The sequence below is a fragment of the Actinomadura flavalba DSM 45200 genome (assembly GCF_000374305.1).
In the GTDB taxonomy this organism is placed as follows: Bacteria; Actinomycetota; Actinomycetes; order Streptosporangiales; family Streptosporangiaceae; genus Spirillospora; species Spirillospora flavalba.
Window position 1 is genome coordinate 31,103 of sequence record NZ_KB894094.1, and the last position, 19,546, is coordinate 50,648.

Here is a 19,546-nt window from a genome sequence, read left to right on the forward strand (position 1 = left end):
GGGCGGCGCCGAGTCGATCTCCGCCATGTCACCGTAACCGCCGATTCGTCCGTGCGGCCGGTCCCTCGTGCGGAGGGCTCGCGCTCCGGTAGCCTTCCGGCCATGAGCAGCACCGCCGCGGAGACTCCGATGAAGGTCCTCGTCTACAGCGACGACGCGAACACGCGCGCGCAGATCCGGCTGGCGATCGGCCGCCGACCCGCCGCCGACCTGCCGCCGGTGGAGTACGTCGAGATCGCCACGCAGCCGGCGGTCGTCGCCCGGCTCGACGAGGGCGACATCGACGTGGCCGTCGTCGACGGCGAGGCGCAGCCCGCGGGCGGGCTCGGCGTGTGCCGCCAGGCCAAGGACGAGGTCTACGACTGCCCGCCGATGCTGGCGATCATCGCGCGGCGCGACGACGGCTGGCTCGCCACCTGGTCGCGCGCCGACGCCGTCACCGCGCTCCCCCTCGACCCGATGGCCGTGGCGCGGTCCGTCGCCGACCTGCTGCGGCACCGGGCCGCGAACAAGCTGCCGGTCCTGTGATGGAGGCCCGCACGAGCTGGCCCGCCCTGATCGGCGCCCTGCTCGACGGCGACGCGCTGTCGGCGGAGGAGACCTCCTGGGCGATGCGGCAGATCATGTCCGGCGAGGCGACGAACGCGCAGATCGCCGGGTTCGCCGTGGCGATGCGGGCCAAGGGCGAGACGGTCGCGGAGGTCGCGGGCCTGGCCGACGGCATGCTCGCGCACGCGACGCCGATCTCGGTGCCGGGCCGCATCGCGGACCTGGTCGGCACCGGCGGCGACCGCGCCCACACCGTGAACATCTCCACCATGGCGGCGGTCGTGGCGGCGGCGGCCGGGGTGCGGGTCGTCAAGCACGGCAACCGCGCGGCGTCGTCGTCGTGCGGCGCGGCCGACCTGCTGGAGGAGCTGGGCCTCCCCCTCGACCTGGCGCCGGAGGCGACGGCGCGGGTCGCCGACGAGGTCGGCATCACGTTCTGCTTCGCGGCGCTCTACCACCCGGCGTTCCGGTACGCGGGGCCCACGCGCCGCGAGCTGGGCACGCCGACGGTGTTCAACTTCCTCGGCCCGCTGACGAACCCGGCGCGGCCGTCCGCGCAGGCGGTCGGGGTGTTCCACCCGCGCATGGCGGGCATCGTGGCGGGCGTGTTCGCCGAGCGCGGCAACAGCGCGCTGGTGTTCCGGGGCTCGGACGGCCTGGACGAGCTGACCACGACGGGCCCGTCGGCGGTGTGGGTCGTGCGCGACGGCGCCGCCGTCGAGACCGTCTTCGACCCGGCCGCCCTGGACATCCCCCCGGCCCTGCCCGACGACCTGCGCGGCGCCGACGCTCCCTACAACGCCCGGGTGGCCCGCGAGGTCTTCGCGGGCGCGCGCGGTCCCGTCCGCGACATGGTGCTGCTGAACGCCGCGGCGCTCGTCGTCGCCTACGACGGCACCCCCGATCCGGGCGGGCTCACCGACGCGCTGGGCGCCGCGTTCACCCGCGCCGCCGAGGCCGTCGACTCGGGCGCCACGTCCGCGCTGCTGGATCGCTGGATCGCCACGGCGCGGGCGCTGCACGCCTAGATAGGCTGGCGCGGGTCCGCAGAACGGAGGGAGTGCAGTGGTCACTGCGATCGTGTTCGTCAAGGCCGAGGTCGCGCGCATCCACGAGGTCGCCGAGACGATCGCGGCGCTGGACGGTGTCAGCGAGGTCTACTCGATCACCGGCGAGTACGACCTGGTCGCCATGGTCCGCGTGCGCCGCCACGACGACCTCAACGACGTCATCCCGGGACGTCTCAACAAGGTCCCCGGCATCCGCGACACCGAGACGCACATCGCGTTCCGCACGTACTCCCGGCACGACCTGGAGGCGACGTTCTCCCTCGGCCTCCCCGCGTCCGACTGAGGCGCGCTCAGCCCCGGTAGAGGGCCACAGGACGGCGCGTGGGGCCCGCGCGGCGGGCGGCGAGGGCGAAGACGGCCCCGGCGATGAAACCCGCGATGTGGGCCACGTAGGCGACGTTGCTCTCCTTGTCGTCGAGCGAGACCCACTGGAGCCCGAACCACGTGCCGAGGACGACCCACACCGGCAGGCGCGCCACCAGGATCGGCGGCACGAGGCTCACGATGCGCCCGCGCGGGTTCAGCACGAGGTAGGCGCCGAGCACGCCCGCGATGGCGCCGGACGCGCCCACCAGCGGCGTCTGCGACTCGGGTGACACGTAGGCGTACCCGTACACGGCGACGATCCCGAACAGCAGGTAGGCGAGCAGGTAGCGCAGCCGGCCGAGCCGGTCCTCCAGCCCGGCGCCGACGACGAACAGCACGATGATGTTGCCGATCAGGTGCAGCGCGCCGCCGTGCAGGAACATCGACGTGAACGCCGAGATCCACGGCGTCTTCTGGTACGTGGCGGGGCCGCAGTCGCGGACCGTCTCGGCCGGGACCGGCTGCTGCCGCCCGGTCGTCAGCTCCTTGGGAATCGCGCCGTGCTCGCGGACGAACCGCTCGGCGCTGCACGCCCGCGCCTCGCTGCGGGGGTCGCCGTACCAGACGGCGAAGTTGGCCAGCGGCGTGAACAGGAACACGACGACGTTGGCGGCGACGATCAGGTACGTCACCCACGGCGCCCGCCGCGTGGGCTGGCTGTCGTACAGCGGCATCGCCATGTCGGGGGGCCTTCTGCTCGAATGCGGTGGTACCGGGGGGTACGTGCCGTCACCTTAGCGGGCGGCGGGGGCGGGGCGGCGCGGGCTCGTGCGGGGCGTAGGCGCGGTCGAGCCGTTCGCGCAGCGCCTCGGCGCCGTGCGTGGGGCACGTCCAGGTGCCGTCGAGTTCGACGAGCCGGGCGCCGGGGACGTCGATCCAGCGCAGGACGCACTCCATCTCCTCGGCGCCCGCCCCGCCGGACGCGGCCCCGGCGGGGATGCCGCCCGCGCCGTCGGCCAGCTCGGGCAGGACCGTCTCGGCGGTGGCGATGAGCGCGTCGACGTAGGGCCGGGGGTGCGCGCCGTGCGGGGCGGTGCCGGCGGCGGCCAGCCGTCCGTACCGGACGACGGCGATCTCCCAGCCGCCGCCGGGCGCGGGCCGGGCCGCGACCAGCTCGGCGCAGCCCGCCAGCGCGCCGAGCCGCTGCGCGCGGGCGGCGGAGCGGACGAACGCGGCGAGCCGGTCGCGCTGGGCGGCGGCCTCCTCGTAGCGCAGTTCGGCGGCGAGCCGGTCGATGCGGGCCTCGGCGGCGGCGACGACGGGCCGCACGTCGCCCGCCATGACCTTCGCGGCGGCGGCGGTGTGCGCGGTGTAGCTCTCGGCGGTCTCGTGGCCCTCGCACGGGGCTCCGCAGCGTCCCAGGTCGGCGAGGGCGCAGGTGCGGGCCGCGCCGCGCTCGATGAGCGGCAGCGTGAGCCGCTGCGTGCACTGCCGGAGCGGCACCGCCTCGTGCAGCGCCGCCATGGCCTCCTCCGCCTGGCGCCGCGACCCGATCGGGCCGAGGTAGGCGGTGTCGCCCGCGCGCAGCTCGCGGACGACCGACAGGCGCGGGAACGTCTCGTCGGTGAGCTTGAGCCAGACGGCCCGCTCGGGGAACTTCGACCTGCGGTTGTACCGGGGCTTGTGCGCGGCGATGAGCCGCAGCTCGCGCACCTCGGCCTCCAGCGCGGTCGCGCACGGGATCGTGCGGACGTTCTCCGCGATGCCCACCATCTCGCGGACGCGCGGGCGGGTCTCCGAGCCGGTGAAGTAGCTGCGGACGCGGGTGCGCAGGTCGCCGCTCTTGCCGACGTACAGCACCTCGCCGCGCTCGTCCTCGAACAGGTAGACGCCGGGGCCGCCGGGCACGGCGTCGGCCAGGTGCCGTTTGCGGCGCTGCTCGGGCGTGGGCGCCTTGGCGAAGCCGCGCAGCTCCTCCAGCGAGGTGACGCCGAACGACCCGGCGCGTTCCAGCAGGGCGTGCAGCACCTCGACGGTGGCGCGGGCGTCGGACAGCGCGCGGTGGTTGGGCTGCGTCGCGGCGCGGAAGTACCGGGCGAGCGTCTCCAGCTTGCAGTTGGGGACCTCGTCCCGGCCGAGCACGCGGCGGGCGAGATCGACGGTGTCGAGCACGGCGAACGGCGGCCAGGCGTGCCCGTGCTCGGCGCAGGCGGCCTTGAGGAACCCGACGTCGAACCGGGCGTTGTGCGCGACCAGGACCGTTCCGCGCGCGAACTCCAGGAACGCGGGCAGCACCCGCTCGATCCGGGGCGCGGCGTAGACCATCTGCGTCGTGATGCCGGTCAGCGCGGTGATGAACGGCGGGATCGGCCCGCCCGGGTCGACGAGCGTCCCGAGTTCGCCCAGCTCGACGCCGCCGCGCACCTTCACCGCGCCGATCTCGGTGATGGCCGAGTCGGCGGGCGATCCGCCGGTGGTCTCCAGGTCGACCACGACGAACGTGACCTCGGCCAGCGGCGTGCCGATCTCCTCCAAGGTCCCCTGGACGGCACCCGGACCCGCGAAACCGCCCCCGACACTCCCTGACACCATGCGGCAGACGCTAGAGCAGCCCTCCGACAGAACAAGCGGAAACGGCTCCCCTCCCCGCACCAACACGCGAACCCCGCCGGGTAAGCGCCGCACCAACACGCGAACCCCACCCGGTCACGGCCACACCAACACGCGAACCCCACCCGGTCACGGCCGCACCGACACACGAACCCGGCCGGTCAGGGCCCGCGCCGACACGCGACCCTGCCGGGCCAGGCGTATACACGCGAACCCCGCCGGTCAGGGCCCGCACCGCCACAGAGGGCATGATCCTCCGGACCGAAGGGAGGATGATCATGCCCTCTGTGGCGGTGCCAAAAGGGGCCCTGACCCCGCCGCGACGAAGTCGCGGCCATAAACAGCCTCGCGGCCATAAACTGAGATGATCGAAACGAGCGGACCGGCACCGGCGCACGGCGGTGCCCGAACAGGGAGTCAGTCATCGACGGCCCGGAACCGGCGGAACGGCTGGAGCTGCCGCTGCCCGAGGCGGTCCGGCAGCGGGTGGTGGAGCATGCCGCCGAAGTGCTCGGCGTGCTCCCGCCGGACGAGGTGCCCGGGGCGCTGCGGCCGTTCGCCCGGTTCGACCGGCGCAAGCGCGCCAAGCTCGCCGGGCCGAAGATCGCGGCGGTGCTGGAGCGCGACGGCGGGTTCCGCGAGCGGGTCGCCGAGGCGCTGCGCGGCGTCCAGCCGGAGCTGGTCGCCGCCGTCCAGGAGGGGCACGCCCCGCCGGCCGCCGATCCGGTGGAGGTCGCGGGGCTGGCGTACCTGCTGCGTCCTCCGGGCTGGACGCGGGCGGTGCACACGGCGCGGACGGAGCTGGAGCGCCGGGCCGCGCTGACGGTGGAGCAGGAGGCCGAGCGGGCGGTCGCGGCGCTGCGCGCGGAGCTGGCGGCGGAGAAGGCCGTGCGGACGGGCGAGGTCGCCCGGCTGCGGGCCGAGCTGCGCGCCGTCAAGGACGAGAACGCCGAGCTGCGCCGCAAGGTGCACGACGCCCGCACCCGGATGAAGGCGGCGCGCGCGGACGCCGAGCACGCCGGGCGGCAGGTGCCGGGCGCCGAGCTGGACGCGGCGCGCGAGGCGGCCGCGGCGCTGGAGAAGGAGCTGCGCCGCACGCGGGCGCGCGCCGAGCGCGCGGAGGCGGCGGCCGAGGCGACGCGCCGGGCGGCCCGGGAGGGCCGCAACGTGGACGACATGCGGCTGCGGATGCTGGTGGACACCCTGGTCGACGCGGCGCAGGGCGTGCGGCGGGAGCTGGCGCTGCCGTCCACGATCGGGCGTCCGGCGGACGCGGTCGCGGCGCAGGAGCCGGCGGTGGGCCGGGCCGTCCCCGACGGCGACCCGCACCTGCTGGACCGGCTGGTGGCGCTGCCGCAGGTGCACCTGGTGATCGACGGCTACAACGTCACCAAGTCGGGTTACGGCGAGCTGCCGCTGGCCGACCAGCGGTCGCGGCTGCTGTCGGGCCTGGGCGGGCTGGCCGCGCAGACGCGCGCGGAGGTGACGTGCGTGTTCGACGGTGCCGAGCTGGACGCGCCCGTCCCGGCGTTCGCGCCGCGCGGGGTGCGGGTGCGGTTCAGCGCGGCGGGCACGACGGCGGACGAGCTGATCGGGGAGCTGGTGCGGGCGGAGCCGCCGGGCCGTCCCGTCGTCGTGGTGTCGACCGACGGCGAGGTCGCGGCGGCGGCGCGGCGGGCGGGCGCGCGGCCGGTGCCGTCGGCGCTGCTGCTGCGCCGCCTCGGCCGTTCTTGATCACCTCACGTGACGAAACGCTCACCCTCGTAGGACATTGCTCGCCAAAACTCCGCTTTAGTGATGAATCGGTTGTGAGAGGTGTGGGGTCTCGCTAGGGTCAGCGGCTGATGACCTGGACGAGAGGGGCGTAACGGACCGTGGCCGACGATCTCACCGGGACCTCCGCGCAGCGGAGCATGCGGGGCGTTCTCCCGGGGCGCGGGACGTCCCGCCGCCTGACCGCCGCCGCCTGCCTCACGGTCGCCGTGTCGCTGCCGCTGCCGCTCGTGGCGGTGCCCGCGCACGCCGAGCCGAGGCCGACCGCCGCGCAGACGCGCAAGAAGCTCACGAAGCTGAACGAGCAGGTCGAGCAGCTCGTCGAGCAGTACAACCAGGCGACCGAGCGCCTGAAGGCGGCGAAGAAGAAGTACGAGGCGGCCAAGAAGGCCAACGCCGCCGAGAAGAAGACGTTCGAGCAGCAGCGCAAGAACCTCGCCGAGATGGCCGCCGCCGCCTACAAGCAGGGCGACGCGGGCGAGGTCGCCGGGCTCGTCAGCGCCGACGACCCGCAGGTCGTGCTCGACCAGCGGGCGATCATCGGCCACCTGTCGCGCAACCGCGACGCGCAGCTCAACCAGTACGTCGTCGCCGCCCAGCGCCTCAAGCGCGACGAGGCGCAGGCCAAGGCGGCCTACGACGACGTGCGCAAGAAGGCCGACGACCTGCGCGGCAAGAAGAAGACGGTCGACGCGTCGATCGCCAAGCAGAAGAAGCTCCTGGCCCGCCTCGGCGAGCGCCCCGCCACCCCCGGTTCCGGCGGCGGCACCGGCGGCAGCTACAGCGGCCCCGCCAGCGGCTCGGCCCGCGCGGCGCTGAACTTCGCCTACGCCCAGCTCGGCAAGCCCTACGTCTACGGCGCCGCGGGACCGAGCTCCTACGACTGCTCGGGCCTGACGATGCGCGCCTGGGGCGCGGCCGGGGTCAACATCACCCGGACGACGAACACGCAGTGGGCCGCGACCAAGAAGATCGACAAGTCCGCCCTCCAGCCCGGCGACCTGGTCTTCTTCCGCAGCCTGGGCCACGTCGGCATGTACGTGGGCGGCGGCAAGATGATCCACGCCCCCCGGACGGGCAAGAACGTCGAGATCGTCAGCATCACCTCGGGCTACTACCTGAGCACGTACTACGGCTCCACCCGTCCCTGACGGAACCTTTGCCCGCAAGGGCGTCACGACCCCCGGGAATTAGCCCGGGGGTCTTGTCGTTGACCCGGGTACGACACACGAGCCCGGTGTCTTTGCAGGTGGTTTGCCTCTTGGTGGCTCTCGGGTAGTGTGTGGGTACTCGCGGTACTTTCCAGGTACCCGTCGCGCGGTGTCCGCCCAGGACCCGCACCTGCCAATGTCGAACGCCGTACGCATCCGCGAAGCCTCGCGGCACGGGGTCTCATCACATCCCAGCGGCACGGCGAACGCCGAACCCACATCCGTGGGACCGGGGACCCAACCGCCGGGTCCGGACACCGTCCGGACGCCCGGCACGGGGTGAATCGGTGACCGGGACCGACGTCCGCGTCCGGAACCGCACCGTAGGGCCGACTTCCAGGCCCGAATCCGTCAGCTAACCCGGCAGGCGTCTGGAAGAAGGAGCGATTCTGTCCAGCAGAGCGGTATCCAGCCCACTCCCCCGCCCGGCGCACGGCGCCGGCGCCACGACCCCACGAGCGGCACACGCCGACACGCTGAAGGGCTCCGCGCCACAGGCGCCACCGACAGCACGGTGAGGGCCGTGCGGCCCGAGCCGCACCCCCTCCCCTCCGGAGCCGTCCGCCCCCTCTGACGCGGACCTCCCCGCCTCCCAGCGGCCCCCAGCGGCCCGGAGGCTCCGACAGACCCTGACCACGAGCGCGCAGCGCGCGCTCGCCGCCTAATCACGCACGTCCGCGCCGTTCAGGCGCCGTGCGGAGCCGGGGACCCACGCGTTCCACGGGGTGAATCGGCCTGTCCGCAGGCCGTAGGGCAGCTTCCACGCCCGAACCCGACAGCTAACCCGGTAGGCGGCATGGAAGCGAGGAGACTCAGCATGTCCGGTACCACCCGTAAGCACACCCCGCTCGCCGTCGCTCTCCGCGTCACCGGCACCCTCGCCGCGAGCGCCGTCTTCCTCGGCACCGCCGGCACCGCCGCGCACGCCGCCCTGCCGATCCCGGGCCAGGACGCCCCGGCCGGCGGCGCCCTGTCCGCCGCCGGTGCGGCCGTCGCCCCCAAGGGCCTGACCGTTCCCGAGCAGGTCCAGGCGCCCGAGGCCCCGGCCGACGAGCCCGAGTCGGCGCCCGCCGAGCCGCAGCGCGGCGACGCCGCCGACGGCAAGGTCGACGCCCCGCGCGAGGCGAAGAAGGGCACCGCGCAGGACGCCATCGCCAAGGCCCGCTCGCAGGTCGGCATCCGCGAGAACGGCTCGGGCAACACCAAGTTCTCGAGCTGGTACGCGGGCACCGACCGCGCCAAGGAGACCGTCGACCGTGACGGCGGCCACATCAACGCCTACAAGAAGGCCGCGTGGTGCTCCATGTTCGTCTCCTGGGTCGGCGAAGAGCTCGGCATGCAGAAGGACTTCGGCTCCGACGCCTGGACCGTCCAGCACGCCAAGTACTTCCAGAAGCAGGACCGCTGGGGCACCAAGCCCAAGCCCGGCGCGGTCGTGTTCTTCAACTGGAAGGGCTCCAAGTCCGTCAGCTCGATCGTCCACGTCGGCATGGTCGTCAAGGACAACGGCAACGGCACGGTGAAGACCATCGAGGGCAACACCGACAACGCCGTCAAGGAGCGCACCCGCAAGACGTCGCAGATCGTCGGCTACGGCTACCCCGAGTACGCCAAGTGACCGATGACCCGGGCCGTCCCACCGGCTCGTAGGATCGCCCGCATGAGCGATCCCGGACGCGGAGCCCCGCGGCCGGCGCCACCCGCCTCCCGGCGGACCGGCGCCCTGGCCGCGGGGCTCTGCGTCGTGCTGGCCCTGCTCGGCGCGGCGGCGTTCGCCGTGCTGCGGCCCGGGGCCGCGCCGTCCGGGGCGCCCGGGGAGGACGCCGTCGGCGCGCTGCTGGAGCGGCGGGCGGCGGCCGTCGCGCGCGGCGACCGGGCGGCGTTCCTCGACACGGTGACGCCCGCGCTGCGCGCGCCGGAGGGGCGGGTGTTCGACAACCTGCGGCGGATGCCGCTGGACGCCTGGCGCGAGCGGTTCGCCGGGTTCGGGGACGTCGCGCCGTCCGGCGAGGCGAGCGTGCGCGTGACCGTCCGGCACCGGCTGCGCGGCTTCGACCGGGCCGAGACCGGCCGGGAGCGGACGCTGCGGCTCACCTGGCACGACGGCGGCTGGCGCGTCTCCGGCAGCGGCGCCGGGGACGATCCGGAGATCTGGGACGGCGGCCCGCTGCGGGTCGTGACCGGCGCGGCGAGCCTGGTGATCGGCGACGCCCCCGAAGTGGCCGAGATCTCCCGGCGGCTGGACGCCGCCGAGCCCGTCGTGACGTCCGTCACCGGACGCGGGTGGGCGCGGACGTCGGTCGCGCTGGCACCCGCGCGCCCGGCCGTGGCCCGCGCGCTCGCGGGGTCGTCGTCCCCGGACCTGACCCGCATCGCCGCCCTGGCGACCGTCGCCCCCGGCGTCGACGGCGGCCGGGGCGCCGACCGCGTCGTGGTCTCCCCCGGCACCTTCACCCGCCTCACCGCCACCGGCCGCGACGTCGTCCTCACCCACGAGCTCACCCACGTCGCCCTGGACGCCGCCCGCGACACCCGCACCCCGATGTGGCTCATCGAGGGCCTGGCCGACCACGTGGGCTACAAACGCGCGAACCTCGGCGTCCGCGAGGCCGCCGCCGAACTCCGCGCGGACGTCCGCGCGGGCCGCGTCCCGTCGGCCCTGCCGGACGCGGCGGCCTTCTCCGCCTCGTCCGACCGCCTGACGCAGGCGTACCAGGAGTCCTGGCTCGCCTGCCGGATGATCGCCCGAGACCACGGCGAAAAGATCCTGCTCCACCTCTACCGCACGGCAGGCCGCACCTCCGAGTCAGCCGCCCTCCGCTCCACCCTCGGCCTCTCGCTCTCCCGCTTCACGGCCCAATGGCGCACCGAACTCCGGCGCGAACTGGGTTGACTGCCCTCTGATCACCATGCCGCTAGGGCGGGGGGCCAGAAGGCGCCACACTGGATCTTCGCAGGGACGGGAGGAAGCCAGCGGTGAGCGTGTCGGGTGAGGGGCGGGCGCGGTGGGTCGCCGTCGTGTGTGCCGTGGTGTTGTTCGTGGCCGTGGGAGTCGTGCTGGTGATCACGACGCCTTGGGATCCGCTGCCGGGAGTGGCCGGGGTGTCCGTTGATCCGGGGCGGGACTTCACCGCCGCGCAGATCGAGCGGGCGCGGGAGTTCGACGCGGCGCTCGCGCCCGCCGCGTACGGCGGGCTGGTCGTGGGGCTCGCGCTCGTGCTGGTGCTCGGATTGACGCCGCTCGGGGCGCGGTTCGTCGGATGGGTCACAGCGCGGGTGCCGCGGTGGCCGCTGCGGGTGGCGGTCGCCGCGCTCGCGCTGGCCGTCGTGCTGCGCGTCGCGGCGCTGCCGTTCCGGGTGTGGAGTTCGTCCGTGCTGCGCCGGTACGGGCTGACGACGCAGTCGTGGACGTCCTGGTTCGGTGACCAGGCCCGCTCGCTGGCCGTCACCTGGGTGCTGTGGACGATCGTGCTGCTGCTGCTCGTCCTGCTGCTGCGGCGGTTCCCGCGCTACTGGTGGACGGGCGCCGCGCTCGGCGGGTTCCTGCTCGTCGTCGCGGGGTCGTTCGCCTACCCGGTCGTCGTCGAGCCGGTGTTCAACGACTTCAAGCCGCTGCCCGCCGGGGCGCTGCGCTCCGACCTGCTCGCGATGGCCGACCGCGACGGCGTCCCCGTCCGGGAGGTCCTGGTCGCCGACGCGTCCCGCCGCACCACGACGCTCAACGCCTACGTCTCCGGGTTCGGCTCGACCCGGCGCATCGTCGTCTACGACACGCTGCTGGCCTCGCCGCCCGAGCGGGTGCGCTCGATCGTCGCGCACGAACTCGGCCACGCCGCGCGCGGCGACGTCCTGTACGGCACCCTGCTCGGCGCGCTCGGCGTCGCCGGGGCCATGTGCCTGCTGGGCGCGCTCCTGACGTCACCGCGCCTCCTGCGCCGCGCGGGCCTGGACCCCGGCGGCGAGGGCGCCGCGACGCCCCGCGCGGCGGCCCTCGTCCTCGCGCTCGTGACGGTCGGCACGCAGGTGTCCGCGCCGGTGCAGAACCTCGTCAGCCGCCGCATCGAGGCCCGCGCCGACGTGCACGCGCTCGACCTCACCCGCGACCCGGCCACGTTCGCCGCGATGCAGCGCGAGCTGGCCCGCCGCAACATCTCCGACCTCGACCCCGACCCGCTCGAACGCCTCCTGTGGAGCACCCACCCCTCGTCCCCCGAGCGCATCGCCCTCGCCCGCGCCTGGGCGCGGCACCACGGCGCGCCGGAGCCCCCGCCCGGCGCCCCCTGACGCCGGGAACGGCTCCGCCCCCGCCCGGGACACGGGCGGGGGCGGAGAGCGTGCGGCGTCAGGACGCGGGCGCGGCGATGTCCCCGGTCGGGCCGATGTGCTGCGAGCGCTTGAGCGCGCTGCCGCCGACCCAGTCCTTCCAGGAGAGCTGCCAGTAGCCCCAGCCGTTCTCCGGCTCCAGCTCGCGGCTCGTGCCGGTGATCTTGACCGGGTCGCCCCGGTGGGAGAACTTGTAGAACCACGACGCGTTGGACGGGCTCATGTTGAGGCAGCCGTGGCTCACGTTGCTGTTGCCCTGCGAGCCGACCGACCACGGCGCGCTGTGCACGTACTCGCCGCTGTCGGAGATGCGCACCGCCGAGTACACCGTCTGGCGGTAGTAGCCCGCGCAGCCCGGGCCGCAGCCCACCGTCGAGGAGTCCATGATGACGGGGCTGGCCTTCTCCATCGTGAGATGGTTCCCGTTCGTCGTCGTGTACTTGCGGACGTCGCCGCGGCCCATGCTCACCGGGATCGTGCGCACGGTCTTGCCGTTCTTCTTGACGACCATCGTGTGGTTGTCCTCGTCGGCCTTGGACACGTGCGCGTCGCCGACGCGGAACCGCACCGTCTGGTTCTTGCCGCCCCAGTGGTTCTTCGTCATCCGCACGCCGGCCAGGTGGGCGCGGAACTCGACGTCGGTGCGGGCGGGCCAGTGCTGCTTGGTGCGGAAGACGACCTGCTGGTCGCCGAACCAGTGCCAGGCGCCCTCCACCGGCTTCTCCGAGCGGACCTCCAGCGCCTGCTCGACGGCCGCGCGCGCGGTGACCGGGCGATCGAACTGGAGGATGATCGGGATGCCGACGCCGACGGTCTCCTTGTCGAAGGGCGCCTCCAGCGTGGTCGCGACCGTCCGGGCGACCTTCGCCGTCGTGAACCGGTTCGTCGCGGTACGGGTCTTGCCGTCCTTGCCGAGGCCCGTCGCCGTCACCGTGTACTCGGCGCCGGGCGTGAGCGACCAGCGCGACTTCCACTGCGACCGGTCGGCGCTGAGCGCCCCCTCGACCGCCTCGCCCTTCGTGGTGACCGTGACGTTCTCCACCGTGCCGTTCCTGGCCTGCACCGTGATCGGCCGGTCGGGCCGGTATGCGCCGCCCGCCCCCTCGGCCGGGGACATCGCCAGTTCCAGGGCGTTCTGCCCCATCGGCGCGTCCTGCCCCGAACATCCGGCCGCCGCCGCCGCGATGGCCGCCCCGATCGCCACCACGCGGACCAGCCGGCCGCGATTCCCTGCTGCTGAAACGCCGCCCCGCACCGTCAACTCCCCCGGTCATCACTGTGTGCAGTCAAGCGTGCCCAGTATGAAGCCGGACGACCCCGCCCCCACCACGAAACGCCGAAGCGATAGGCGTGTCTTTAATGTGCCGGATTTTGGCCGTTGTTTACGGGTGCTGCATTTGCCACGCACAGGGCTTCCCCGTCCGGACATGACCGGACACGCACCGGCGGGACACGCCGTCCCGTCCGCCGGTGAAACGCCGCGAGGCCCCGCCTCCGGAACGGAGACGGGGCCTCGCGGGCGTGCGACGTGATCAGTGGGCGAAGTGGCCCCGGTAGTACTCGAAGACCAGGCCGATCGTCGTCATCAGCGCGGCGGCCGCGCCGATGATGGCGAGCCACCAGCCGAAGACGACGCCGAGCGTGATCATCGTGGCGGACAGGGCGACGTACAGCGGCCACCAGCTATGCGGGCTGAAGAAGCCCAGCTCACCGGCCGCGTCGGAGATGTCGCCCTCGGGGTCGTCCTCGTAGAGGGGACCGCCGTTCGCCCGCTCCATGCGGCGGACCTGGACGTGGACGTAGAACCCGACCAGGGCGGCGAGGCCGACCGACATCGCGAGCGCGGTGGTGCCGGTCCACTCACCCGACCACAGCCAGTACACGACCGTGGTGACGAGGAAGAACAGCGCACACCCGTAGAACAGGAACGCCTGGACGCGCATCGGCTACTCTCCTTCCACCCTGGCCAGGTCGCCCTTGACACCCACGTGCGGGTGGTGCAGGTCGAACGCGGGCCGCTCGGAGCGGATCTTCGGGATCGAGTTGAAGTTGTGGCGCGGGGGCGGGCACGACGTCGCCCACTCCAGCGAGTTCCCGTAGCCCCACGGGTCGTCGACGAGGACCTTCTTGCCCTTCTTCGCCGTGATGTAGACGTTGTAGAAGAACGGGATCATCGAGATGCCGAGAATGAACGAGAAGATCGTCGAGACCTGGTTCAGCGCGGTGAACTCGTCGGCGTAGTCGGCGTACCGGCGCGGCATGCCCGCCGCGCCCAGCCAGTGCTGGACGAGGAACGTGCCGTGGAAGCCGATGAACAGCAGCCAGAAGTGCACCTTGCCGAGCCGGTCGTTCAGCATCTTGCCGGTGAACTTCGGCCACCAGAAGTAGAACCCGGCGAACATCGCGAACACCACGGTGCCGAACACGACGTAGTGGAAGTGCGCGACGACGAAGTAGGAGTCCGAGAGCTGGAAGTCCAGCGGCGGGGACGCCAGGATGACGCCGGTCAGGCCGCCGAACAGGAACGTGACCAGGAAGCCGATCGACCAGAGCATCGGTGACTCGAACGTCAACTGCCCTCGCCAGATCGTGCCGATCCAGTTGAAGAACTTCACACCTGTCGGCACCGCGATCAGGAACGTCATGAACGAGAAGAACGGCAGCAGCACCTGGCCGGTCACGTACATGTGGTGGGCCCACACGGTGATGGACAGGCCGGCGATCGCGATGGTCGCGAACACCAGGCTGACGTAGCCGAACAGCGGCTTGCGGCTGAACACCGGCAGGATCTCGGTCACGATGCCGAAGAAGGGCAACGCGATGATGTACACCTCGGGATGCCCGAAGAACCAGAACAGGTGCTGCCACAGCAGCGCGCCGCCGTGCGCGGCGTCGAAGACGTTGGCGCCGAGCTTGCGGTCGGCCTCCAGGGCGAGCAGCGCGGCGGCCAGCACCGGGAACGCCAGCAGCACCAGGATCGAGGTGAGCAGGATGTTCCAGGTGAAGATCGGCATGCGGAACATCGTCATGCCGGGCGCGCGCATGCACAGGATCGTGGTGATGAAGTTGACGCCGCCCATGATCGTGCCGAAGCCCGACATGGCCAGGCCCATCACCCACATGTCGCCGCCGACGCCGGGCGAGCGGACCGAGTCCGACAGCGGCGCGTAGGCGAACCAGCCGAACGACGCGGCGCCGTTCGGGGTGAGGAAGCCCGCGAGGACGATCAGGCTGCCGAACAGGAACAGCCAGTACGCGAGCATGTTCATGCGCGGGAACGCGACGTCCGGCGCGCCGATCTGCAACGGGACGATGACGTTGCCGAAGCCGATGAACAGCGGCGTCGCGAACATCAGCAGCATGATCGTGCCGTGCATCGTGAAGAGCTGGTTGAACTGCTCGTTGCTCACGACCTGGAGGCCGGGCTCGTACAGCTCGGCCCGCATCAGCAGCGCCATGACGCCGCCGATGAGGAACATGACGAACGAGGTGATCAGGTAGAGGTAACCGATCACCTTGTGGTCGGTGGACGACATCCAGGAGGCGACCAGGCGCCCCTTGCTCGTCCGCGACGCGGTCACCGCGCTCGGCGCGTCGGCCACGGCGGTCATTGGGCACCTCCCGCGTTCTGGGCGTTGGTGATGTAGGTGCGGTACTGCTCGGGCGTCACGACGCGGAGCTGGAACAGCATCCGGCTGTGGTCGACGCCGCACAGTTCCGCGCAGCGGCCCTCATAGGTGCCCGTCTTGTTGGCCGTGAACTCGAACTCGTTGTCCAGGCCGGGCATGAGGTCCTTCTTGTACAGCAGCGCCGGCACCCAGAAGGAATGGATGACGTCGTTGGCGACCAGCTTGATCCGGACCTTCTCGCCTGCGGGGACCGTCAGCACGGGCTTGCCGCCGGGGACCGGGTGGTTCGGGTCGACGGGGATGCCGGTGACGGTCGCGATGGTGCGCGCGTTCTTCGCCGGGCTGTCCTTGTAGTCGAACTGCCAGCTCCACTGGTACCCGGTCACCTCGACGGTGACGGCCGGGTCGTCGGAGAGGGTCTCGACGTAGTCCTGATCGCGCGCGGTGAAGAAGAAGAGCACCCCGATGATCACGAACGGCACGGCCGTGTACAGGATCTCGATCGGCAGGTTGTAGCGCACCTGCGGCGGCAGGTCCTCGGTGCGCTTGCGGTGGAACAGCACCGCCCAGATGATCAGTCCCCAGACCAGGACGCCGACGGCGAACGCGGCGATCCAGGAGCCCTGCCAGAGCGTCAGCATGCGCTCGGCCTGGTCACTGATCGGCTCGGGCATGCCCAGGCGGGACGCCTCACCGCTACACGCGGTGGCGGTCAGCGCGAGCAGGCCCAGCGCGCCGGCGCTTCGGACTGCGCGGCGACTGCGCACAGGCGTACGCCGCTCCCTAGAGCGGGTCGGACTCACGGAAATGCCTTCCCCACGGATTTGAGAGGCCCGGGGTGATCCGGGCGGTGAGATCAGTTGGTACACGTGCGATGGACACATTAGCGCGAGGGTCGCGCGGACCCCCGGTTGGGTGCCGGTTAGTGTTCTGGCGTGGCTGATCACGGCGCGATCGGCGCCTACCTGGACGCGGCGTCCACCGAACCCCCGCATCCGGCGGGCCGCGCGGCGCTCGTCGCGGCGCTGGACGCGGCGTGGGCCGACCCGGCGCGGCTCTACGGTCCCGCGCGGTCGGCGCGGCTGCTGCTGGACCGCGCGCGGGCGCAGGTGGCCGGGGTGCTCGGCGCCCGCCCGGACGAGGTGGCGTTCACGTCGTCGGGCACGCAGGCCGTGCACCTGGGCGTTCTCGGCGGCCTCGCCGCACGGCGCCGGGCCGGGCGGCACCTGGTGGTGAGCGCGGTCGAGCACTCCAGCGTGCTGCACGCGGCCGAGCGGCACGAGGCCGACGGCGGTGAGGTGAGCATCGTCGGCGTGAACCGGGAGGGCCGCGTCGATCCGGCGGAGTTCGCGGCGGCGCTGCGGCCGGACACGGCGCTGGCGTGCCTCCAGTCGGCCAACCACGAGGTCGGGACGGTGCAGCCGGTCGCGGAGGCGGCGGCGGCGTGCCGGGCGGCGGGCGTCCCGCTGCTGGTGGACGCGGCGCAGTCGGCCGGGCGTGTCGCCGTCCCGGACGGATGGTCGTTTCTGACGGCGAGCGCCCACAAATGGGGCGGGCCGCCGGGGGTCGGGGTGCTCGTCGTCCGGAAGGGGACGCGGTTCCGCTCGCCGCTTCCGGCGGACGAGCGCGAGGGACGCCGCGTTCCGGGGTTCGAGAACGTGCCGGCGGCGGCCGGGGCGGCGGCGGCGCTGGCGGCGGTCCACGCGGAGTCGGCCGCCGAGGCGCCGCGCCTGGCGGCGCTGGTGGACCTGGTCCGGACGACGGTCGCGCGGACGATCGAGGACGTGCAGGTGGTGGGCGATCCCGTTGACCGGCTGCCCCACCTGGTGACCTTTTCCTGCCTGTATGTGGCGGGTGAGGCGTTGTTGACCGAACTTGACCGGCTGGGATTTGCCGTTTCGTCGGGTAGTTCCTGCACGGCGGATACGCTGCGTCCGAGCCATGTTCTGGAAGCGATGGGAGTGATCACCCATGGGAACGTGCGGGTCTCGCTGCCGCGCGGCACGACGCGGGACTCCGTCGACCGTTTCCTCGGCGCCCTGCCCGGCGTCGTCGCGCGCCTGCGCGAGAACCTGCGCTGACCCGGCCGTGCAGCCCGCATGCACGGCCCCGACCGGGAGGCGGACGTCCGCATGATCTTCAAAGGCCGCGGCAAGCGCGCCGCCGGGCGGCACAGCGGCCGGCGTCCCGCCGAACGGGAGACCGGCCGCCCGGCGCCCGAGCCCGCCGCCCCGCTCGCCGCACCCGTCCCCGAGTCGGCCGCGGCCCCGGCGCTGGTGATCGACGCGCTGGGCCGCAAATGCCCGATCCCGATCATCATGCTGGCCGACCGCCTGCGCGAGGTGCCCGTCGGCGCGATCATCGCCGTCCTCGCCGACGACGTCGCCGCCCGCACCGACATCCCCGCCTGGTGCCGCATGAAGTCCCAGGACTTCGTCCGCGAGGAGACCCTGCCCCAGGGCGGCTGGGGCTTCCACATCCGCCGGACGTACTGAAGGGCCGGGCCACGCGGCCCGGCCCTTCACTACGTGTCCGTCAGTGCGGGAGGTGGGGGGCGATGTCGGCGGCGGCCTCGTCGCCGTAGGCCGCCTTGAGGCGGGTGAGGAAGCCGTCGCGGGTGAGGGTGTACTCCTGCGGTCCGGCGGTCTCCAGGACGTAGGCGGCGATCAGGTTGCCGACCTGGGCGGCGCGCTCCAGCGGGAGGTTCCAGCTCACGCCCGACAGCAGGCCCGCGCGGAAGGCGTCGCCGCCGCCCGTCGGGTCGACGACGTGGTCGATCACGACGCCGGGGACGTGGACGCCCTCGGCGCCCGCGCGGTCGATCTGGACGCCCTTGGCGCCGAGCGTCGTGACGCGGACGCCGACGCGGGACAGGATCTCCTCGTCGGACCAGCCCGTCTTCTCCTCGCAGAGCGCCTTCTCGTACTCGTTCGTGAACAGGTACGCGGCGCCCTCGACCAGCCGGCGGACCTCGGGTCCGTTCATGCGGGCGAGCTGCTGGGACGGGTCGGCGGCGAACGGGACGCCGCGCGACCGGCACTCGTCGCTGTGCCGCAGCATCGCCTCGGGGTCGTTCGGGCTGACCAGGACGAGGTCGAGGCCGCCGACGCGGTCGGCGATCGGGCCCAGCTCGATGTTGCGGGCCTCGCTCATCGCGCCCGCGTAGAACGTGGCGATCTGGTTCTGCTCGGTGTCGGTCGTGCACAGGAACCGGGCGGTGTGCCGCAGCTCGGACAGGTGCACGGACGCGGTGTCGACGCCGTGCCGGTCCAGCCAGGACCGGTAGTCGGCGAAGTCGGCTCCGGCGGAGCCGACCAGGATCGGGCGCAGCCCGAGCACGCCCATGCTGAAGCAGATGTTGGCGGCGACGCCGCCGCGCCGGATCTCCAGCTCGTCGGCGAGGAAGGACAGCGAGACCCGGTCGAGCCGGTCGGCCATGAGCTGGTCGGTGAAACGACCGGGGAAGGTCATCAGGTGGTCGGTGGCGATGGAGCCGGTGACGGCGATGCGCACTGCGTCGCTCTCCTCGTCGGGGAACTGGCGGACACCCCAGCGTACTGCGTCCCCTCCGGCCGCCCCTTCTCGCCGCGTGCCACCGGACGCGCGTGAGGGGCGGCCCGCCGAAGCGGACCGCCCCTCACGGGTGCTGCTAGTTGAACGAGTCGCCGCAGGCGCAGGAGCCCGAGGCGTTCGGGTTGTCGATCGTGAAGCCCTGCTTCTCGATCGAGTCGACGAAGTCGATCGTGGCGCCGGTGAGGTAGGGGGCGCTCATCCGGTCGACGCGGACGTCGAGGCCGTCGAAGTGCTGGACCTGGTCGCCGTCCATCTCGCGCTCGTCGAAGAAGAGCTGGTAGATCAGGCCCGAGCAGCCGCCGGGCTGCACGGCGACACGCAGCGCGAGGTCGTCGCGGCCCTCCTGCTCCAGCAGGCCCTTGGCCTTCTCCGCGGCGTTGTCGGTGAGGACGACACCCTGCTGGGTGGTCTCCTGCGTGGTCTCGCCTGAAACCGTCATGTGTTCAGCTCCCGGGTCTCGCGTGCCGCCTGGGGCGGCGATGTCTCGTGTAGGACGCGTCGG

Annotated in this window: 18 protein-coding genes and 2 riboswitches; of the genes, 10 read left to right on the plus strand and 8 right to left on the minus strand. The window is 72.8% G+C overall.

All coding sequences use genetic code 11. The features are described from left to right. Window positions 1–102: 102 nt before the first annotated feature. The 3 genes from C229_RS0109610 to C229_RS0109620 are packed head-to-tail and all read left to right on the plus strand — an operon-like array spanning window position 103 to window position 1,902. On the plus strand, window positions 103–528 hold the full coding sequence (locus C229_RS0109610) for a hypothetical protein (protein WP_018654853.1): 426 nt from the start codon (window positions 103–105) through the stop codon (window positions 526–528). Then, window positions 528–1,577, plus strand: a complete 1,050-nt coding sequence (trpD, locus tag C229_RS0109615; protein WP_018654854.1) for an anthranilate phosphoribosyltransferase — start codon at window positions 528–530, stop codon at window positions 1,575–1,577. Before C229_RS0109610 ends, trpD begins: the two co-directional genes overlap by 1 nt. 37 nt (window positions 1,578–1,614) lie before the next feature. After that, a complete protein-coding gene (locus tag C229_RS0109620; protein WP_018654855.1) occupies window positions 1,615–1,902 on the plus strand; it encodes an Lrp/AsnC family transcriptional regulator in 288 nt (95 codons plus the stop codon). A gap of 7 nt (window positions 1,903–1,909) precedes the next feature. On the opposite strand, the gene C229_RS0109625 is transcribed toward C229_RS0109620, so the two are convergent. Next, entirely contained in the window at window positions 1,910–2,665 is a 756-nt protein-coding gene (locus C229_RS0109625) for a rhomboid family intramembrane serine protease (RefSeq protein WP_018654856.1), read from the minus strand. A 49-nt stretch (window positions 2,666–2,714) separates the two neighbouring features. Beyond that, on the minus strand, window positions 2,715–4,517 hold the full coding sequence (locus C229_RS0109630) for a DEDD exonuclease domain-containing protein (RefSeq protein ID WP_051108928.1): 1,803 nt from the start codon (window positions 4,515–4,517) through the stop codon (window positions 2,715–2,717). A 504-nt stretch (window positions 4,518–5,021) separates the two neighbouring features. Between C229_RS0109630 and C229_RS0109640 the strand changes: the two genes are divergently transcribed. From C229_RS0109640 to C229_RS0109660, 5 genes are all read left to right on the plus strand, one after another. Next, the gene (locus tag C229_RS0109640; RefSeq protein WP_240487191.1) at window positions 5,022–6,269 is read left to right on the plus strand and encodes an NYN domain-containing protein; all 1,248 of its coding nucleotides are present in this window, start codon (window positions 5,022–5,024) and stop codon (window positions 6,267–6,269) included. Between the two features lie 179 nt (window positions 6,270–6,448). Beyond that, complete coding sequence (locus C229_RS0109645; protein WP_240487193.1) at window positions 6,449–7,459, plus strand: C40 family peptidase; 1,011 nt, start codon at window positions 6,449–6,451, stop codon at window positions 7,457–7,459. 257 nt (window positions 7,460–7,716) lie between these two features. Then, window positions 7,717–7,904, plus strand: a riboswitch (cyclic di-AMP (ydaO/yuaA leader). A 294-nt stretch (window positions 7,905–8,198) separates the two neighbouring features. Continuing rightward, window positions 8,199–8,328, plus strand: a riboswitch (cyclic di-AMP (ydaO/yuaA leader). Window positions 8,329–8,336: 8 nt separating this feature from the next. Next, window positions 8,337–9,137, plus strand: a complete 801-nt coding sequence (locus C229_RS0109650; protein WP_018654860.1) for a CHAP domain-containing protein — start codon at window positions 8,337–8,339, stop codon at window positions 9,135–9,137. Between the two features lie 42 nt (window positions 9,138–9,179). Further along, window positions 9,180–10,412 carry a hypothetical protein gene (locus tag C229_RS0109655; protein WP_018654861.1) on the plus strand — a complete coding sequence of 411 codons (1,233 nt, stop codon included), beginning with the start codon at window positions 9,180–9,182 and terminating at the stop codon, window positions 10,410–10,412. A gap of 209 nt (window positions 10,413–10,621) precedes the next feature. Further along, window positions 10,622–11,803: a M48 family metallopeptidase gene (locus C229_RS0109660; protein WP_240487194.1), complete on the plus strand. Its 1,182-nt coding sequence runs from the start codon at window positions 10,622–10,624 to the stop codon at window positions 11,801–11,803. 58 nt (window positions 11,804–11,861) lie between these two features. Here the strand turns inward: C229_RS0109660 and C229_RS0109665 are convergent, their stop codons facing one another. From C229_RS0109665 to ctaC, 4 genes are all read right to left on the minus strand, one after another. Beyond that, entirely contained in the window at window positions 11,862–13,049 is a 1,188-nt protein-coding gene (locus C229_RS0109665; protein WP_018654863.1) for a L,D-transpeptidase, read from the minus strand. A 325-nt stretch (window positions 13,050–13,374) separates the two neighbouring features. Beyond that, the gene (locus C229_RS0109670) at window positions 13,375–13,785 is read right to left on the minus strand and encodes a cytochrome c oxidase subunit 4 (protein ID WP_018654864.1); all 411 of its coding nucleotides are present in this window, start codon (window positions 13,783–13,785) and stop codon (window positions 13,375–13,377) included. Window positions 13,786–13,788: 3 nt separating this feature from the next. Next, the gene (ctaD, locus tag C229_RS0109675) at window positions 13,789–15,453 is read right to left on the minus strand and encodes an aa3-type cytochrome oxidase subunit I (protein ID WP_018654865.1); all 1,665 of its coding nucleotides are present in this window, start codon (window positions 15,451–15,453) and stop codon (window positions 13,789–13,791) included. Beyond that, complete coding sequence (gene ctaC, locus C229_RS0109680; RefSeq protein ID WP_476692004.1) at window positions 15,450–16,274, minus strand: aa3-type cytochrome oxidase subunit II; 825 nt, start codon at window positions 16,272–16,274, stop codon at window positions 15,450–15,452. The genes ctaD and ctaC overlap by 4 nt, the downstream gene beginning before the upstream one ends. Window positions 16,275–16,406: 132 nt before the next feature. Here ctaC and C229_RS0109685 point away from each other — a divergent pair, with 132 nt between their 5' ends. Both C229_RS0109685 and C229_RS36065 read left to right on the plus strand, forming a co-directional pair. Continuing rightward, window positions 16,407–17,552 carry a cysteine desulfurase family protein gene (locus tag C229_RS0109685; RefSeq protein WP_018654867.1) on the plus strand — a complete coding sequence of 382 codons (1,146 nt, stop codon included), beginning with the start codon at window positions 16,407–16,409 and terminating at the stop codon, window positions 17,550–17,552. A gap of 51 nt (window positions 17,553–17,603) precedes the next feature. Next, window positions 17,604–17,966: a sulfurtransferase TusA family protein gene (locus C229_RS36065; RefSeq protein WP_155884745.1), complete on the plus strand. Its 363-nt coding sequence runs from the start codon at window positions 17,604–17,606 to the stop codon at window positions 17,964–17,966. 40 nt (window positions 17,967–18,006) lie between these two features. On the opposite strand, the gene C229_RS0109695 is transcribed toward C229_RS36065, so the two are convergent. After that, window positions 18,007–18,984, minus strand: coding sequence for a carbohydrate kinase family protein (locus C229_RS0109695; protein ID WP_018654869.1), 978 nt, complete (start codon window positions 18,982–18,984; stop codon window positions 18,007–18,009). Between the two features lie 136 nt (window positions 18,985–19,120). Then, window positions 19,121–19,483 (minus strand): HesB/IscA family protein, encoded by a 363-nt coding sequence (locus tag C229_RS0109700; RefSeq protein ID WP_018654870.1) that lies wholly within the window; start codon window positions 19,481–19,483, stop codon window positions 19,121–19,123. Window positions 19,484–19,546 lie beyond the last annotated feature (63 nt).

Coding starts and splice junctions, on each gene's coding strand:
- C229_RS0109625 (WP_018654856.1), bottom strand. CDS start 2,665: ATGGCGATGCCGCTGTACGACAGCCAGCCCACGCGGCGGGCGCCGTGG.
- trpD (WP_018654854.1), top strand. CDS start 528: ATGGAGGCCCGCACGAGCTGGCCCGCCCTGATCGGCGCCCTGCTCGAC.
- C229_RS0109700 (WP_018654870.1), bottom strand. CDS start 19,483: ATGACGGTTTCAGGCGAGACCACGCAGGAGACCACCCAGCAGGGTGTC.
- C229_RS0109650 (WP_018654860.1), top strand. CDS start 8,337: ATGTCCGGTACCACCCGTAAGCACACCCCGCTCGCCGTCGCTCTCCGC.
- C229_RS0109670 (WP_018654864.1), bottom strand. CDS start 13,785: ATGCGCGTCCAGGCGTTCCTGTTCTACGGGTGTGCGCTGTTCTTCCTC.
- C229_RS0109630 (WP_051108928.1), bottom strand. CDS start 4,517: ATGGTGTCAGGGAGTGTCGGGGGCGGTTTCGCGGGTCCGGGTGCCGTC.
- C229_RS0109610 (WP_018654853.1), top strand. CDS start 103: ATGAGCAGCACCGCCGCGGAGACTCCGATGAAGGTCCTCGTCTACAGC.
- C229_RS36065 (WP_155884745.1), top strand. CDS start 17,604: ATGATCTTCAAAGGCCGCGGCAAGCGCGCCGCCGGGCGGCACAGCGGC.
- C229_RS0109655 (WP_018654861.1), top strand. CDS start 9,180: ATGAGCGATCCCGGACGCGGAGCCCCGCGGCCGGCGCCACCCGCCTCC.
- C229_RS0109645 (WP_240487193.1), top strand. CDS start 6,449: ATGCGGGGCGTTCTCCCGGGGCGCGGGACGTCCCGCCGCCTGACCGCC.
- ctaD (WP_018654865.1), bottom strand. CDS start 15,453: ATGACCGCCGTGGCCGACGCGCCGAGCGCGGTGACCGCGTCGCGGACG.